This is a genomic window from Sediminispirochaeta bajacaliforniensis DSM 16054 (assembly GCF_000378205.1).
GTDB classification, from domain to species: Bacteria; Spirochaetota; Spirochaetia; order DSM-16054; family Sediminispirochaetaceae; genus Sediminispirochaeta; species Sediminispirochaeta bajacaliforniensis.
The window spans coordinates 1-3,746 of the sequence record NZ_KB899459.1 but is presented as its reverse complement, the minus strand read 5'-3'; the positions used below and the strand labels follow the sequence as shown (position 1 = coordinate 3,746).

At 47.3% G+C, this 3,746-nt stretch carries 3 protein-coding genes; all 3 read right to left on the bottom strand.

The genetic code is table 11. The features are described from left to right. Positions 1-211 precede the first annotated feature (211 nt). Positions 212-829 (bottom strand): hypothetical protein, encoded by a 618-nt coding sequence (locus F459_RS22920; protein ID WP_211214036.1) that lies wholly within the window; start codon positions 827-829, stop codon positions 212-214. Then, positions 753-1,190: a hypothetical protein gene (locus F459_RS0121730; RefSeq protein WP_020614747.1), complete on the bottom strand. Its 438-nt coding sequence runs from the start codon at positions 1,188-1,190 to the stop codon at positions 753-755. Before F459_RS0121730 ends, F459_RS22920 begins: the two co-directional genes overlap by 77 nt. An 11-nt stretch (positions 1,191-1,201) precedes the next feature. After that, positions 1,202-3,746: autotransporter outer membrane beta-barrel domain-containing protein (locus F459_RS24240; RefSeq protein WP_033302337.1), on the bottom strand; the 2,545-nt coding region annotated here is incomplete at its 5' end.

Here is a 3,746-nt window from a genome sequence, read left to right as displayed (position 1 = left end):
TCGGGATTGCTCCGAAGTCCGCTTCGCTCCCGTCCTCGCACTCTGTGCTCGGACCGGCCTTCAGGCCGTTCTCCGCATCCCTGACGCTCGGCCTTCGGTTCGTTTCTTGGAAAAATAAGGCGTATTCAGGACAAGAAAAACAGACGTTCTATAGAATATCTCTACCACAGTTTCACGTTTGAAATACGAATCCCTTTGCAAGGAATACTACTCACTCATCATATACTATCTCAATGAGATGGCTACTTTCTCCAGCCATCTCACTATAACCGGATATAACAATAAATCGTTTATTCGGACTAAGGTGTATTCCTATAAAGCTTGCCAAACGATATTGGAAATCTTCGAATACATACAATTCATTTCCAGCCCGATCACAAATCGCAAGCGGCCCATACACCGCATCAGGATCTCTTATCTTATTTCCTTGTTTTCCATACAGAATATTTCCGTCAGCAAGATAGAATGCCTGATAATTCATGGAGAAATCCGGCCAATTATCCTTCACCCTCAGCGGCCTTAACGGTTCTATCCCCTCCTCCGTAAGCCGGGTAACATAGCTTGTCATCCCTCCGCCCTCAGCATCAAAGGCGATAAGCATATCATTCCCATCCATTGAACTTATTTCGTAGCGAAACCCATCGTCATAATAGTCAAAATCTCCAAGCTCTTTCTCTCTCGTCTGACCCCAGGGTAGTACCTGCCTTACTAGCGTCCCTGTAACAATATTAAATGTAGCAAATACTAATCCATTAGGTATGGTTACCAGTTGCATAAAACTCGGGATATGTAGTATGGGCAATCCTTGTATTACGATCGAATCCATCATACGGAATTAATGTATTAGCTTCTATGTCATAGAAATAACGTTCTTGATATCTTTTATCACTCTTTCTTAGAGATAGATAGAGATAATTCGTATCTTTTTGTAGCCGATTGGTACTCTGCAGGAAATAACTCTCAAAGCCCATATTCGGAGAGACCACAATCCTTTCCATATTTTTATTAATATCAAATCGTCTTAGTTCACCATCACTCTTCCAAAGTGAATACAGTATCTCATGATCATTGAGCCACACATAATCTCGAGCTGTACCTATAGGCAAAGTCTTCACTATCCTTAACCTCGGTACGGCAAACACCTCCACCGTCAAGACCAACATCACACTTATCATAACCAGCTTTTTCATTCCATCTTCCCCTACATCAACCACTCAAGTTTGTGTTCCAGCCAGTTATATTCAGCCTGACTATCCGTCGATATACCAAAATCATTTAATCCCTTCCAGGGCCAGTACAGGCTCGGTCGCTCTTCTTTGTACAGGTTTCTTACCTCTTCCATCCCATACTCTCCCAACGGCTTTCCTGAAAACAATAAGGCATCATCATCTATCGAGAATATCGAACTATACGACTCTCCCCAATTCGTCTCTACCCATTCTTTGTTATCGATGCTTGACCAATCAATTTCTCCAGTGGTCAAATTCACCCCATCATTTTTTTCCACAATCCAGTGGGTATGAGGTCCGGTAGACTTATTGGTTTCATACTTCTCATAAAAGCCTACAACCGTTCCTGTCGATACCCTCCTGTCCCCCTTGGCCAAAAGCAGTTTCACTACCTGATCAATACTTCCCGTAAACCCATGTTCCAGCTTATGCCGATACTCATCTCCCGTAATCACCGAAGAGATACCCGTTCCTCCGGGGCTCCATGCTATATCAAGCTCCCCGGTCTCAGGGCTTACAAAGGTTCCTCCCGCTACATCCCAGGCAAAATGATTTCGTACTTTTCCAAATACCCTCCCAGTGGCAGCCGCAACAGCAGGGCTTGGAAAATCTATACCATACAGGGTTGTCACCAAATTACTTCCATAAATTGGCGAAGAGGCCGTCCCTGCTGCATTCATGTACCTGGCATCCTGACTCGGAAACGTTGTTGCAAAGGGATTATCTCCATCGGCCTGCATCATCGCATATACGTTTTCAGCGCTTGCATACATATTCCCTTTCAACATCTCGAATTCTCTGCCATCACTCAATCCTTTCTTATCATATTCCTCAACCTTCTCAACAAGTGCACGGTGGTCCCGATGTAGTTTTCCAATGGCCATCATCTCGTTCCCCACCAGCCTCATCTTGTTTGATGCTATCCTTTCCGTCATGTGATCCTGGGCATCAAAATAGTCCCCACCTAATAACGCAGCAGCATCAGCTATATCATCCACATAATATTCATTCAGCAACGACTGCTTCTGCCCTATCATCACTTCCTGCGCCTCTGCATTCCTCACCTTCCCTGCATACGCCTTCTCACTGCTAAACATCCTCTCAAGGCCCACCTCTCCGCTTTCATACAGGCTGTGTGCTAATGCAAAACTCCCATTCGTATCAAAATAATCAAGATCCATAAACTCATCCTGACGAATATCTGCCTGCTCTACCGCCAGCATCAGATTTTCATCAAGATACCCTTCTCCATATTTTTCTGTCATCAGGCTCCGGAACGCCGTGTTTCCGAATAGTTCATGCAAATTCCTGTTACTCTTTACCTTTCTAAAATGCTCCAGTTGGCTGCTTAGCTGTGTGGCTACTTCTGTCTCACCACTGAATCCTATCTCACTACGGCCAATAACCGCATCATTTATGGCTGCCATCATACTTCTTCCATCGGCAGCGCTCTTTATTTCTGACTGTATTCGTCCTCGTCTCTGGCTTTCTGTAAAGCCCGTATAGGCTTGGCTGAGGCGCCCGTAACTCACATCTGTTCCGTCTCTTCCCAACTCCAACAGTGGGCCTTCTCCTCCTACATGCAGCTCAAGTGCTCCCGTTCCCATCACCTTTGCTACATTCAGTGTCGTACTTCCCGTCATTCCATACTCAATTGCATTTCCAACAAGACTTCCCGTTAAGGAGCTAAAGCCCGCCATTGCTTTATAGTCCAAGCTTGTTGCTATATCAAATCCAAATGTATTCAGTGCTCCGCTCCACGAATTCTCAAGTCCGCTGCTCACCAGCGCTCCTCCCATCGACGATAGGTACCCGGAGCCGCTTGTCCCCCAGCTCGTCGCATGGGCAAAGCTTCCTCCGTCAATCCACCCGCTGTTTCCAAAGTTATCAAAGTCAAGGCTGTTGATAAATGCACTCGAATATGTGTTCGCCGCACTCTGCGCTCCAGCAAGCATCACATCGCTTCCTACCTCCATCATCCCAGTGCTCCCTATCACTCCGTCCAGTACTCCTGAACCCATGTTGATTCCCGCACTCGCTACACTCGTCAACCCCTTCTTCGCAAAGCTTCCCCACGCATCTCCTGCATCAACTCCGTTACTCACATCCGCCATCGTAAACAGCGCATCGTCCACCAGGTTCAGCCCCACACTCATCAGCAGCCCAACTCCTCCGCCAGGCACCACAAGGCTCGCCGCCACCGCCATCCCGATATCCGCTATCGTCTTTACCGTCGGCGCTCCCAGCAAGCCATCCGACTTCCCGTCGTTGTCCGCATCATCGTCCCATAGCTTCTGGCTGTACCACGGCGCTCCCGACACCGCTATCCCCCGGCCAAACCTCGCCTCATCGATAAAAAACTGCTCGTAGATCCTTCCAAGCTCTCCGTACCCCGCTTCCTTCACCTTCTCCGGCTTGTTCTTATCCATTACCGGCACATACCCTACATGGATATTAAACAATCCCTTCGTTTCCTTTCCTTTCTCTGCCTGGGCGCTCCCCCTGATCGACGCCTCC

Bases quoted from the DNA above. Each gene is read 5' to 3' on its own strand.
- F459_RS22920 (WP_211214036.1), bottom strand. From the start codon at position 829: ATGATGGATTCGATCGTAATACAAGGATTGCCCATACTACATATCCCG.
- F459_RS0121730 (WP_020614747.1), bottom strand. From the start codon at position 1,190: ATGAAAAAGCTGGTTATGATAAGTGTGATGTTGGTCTTGACGGTGGAG.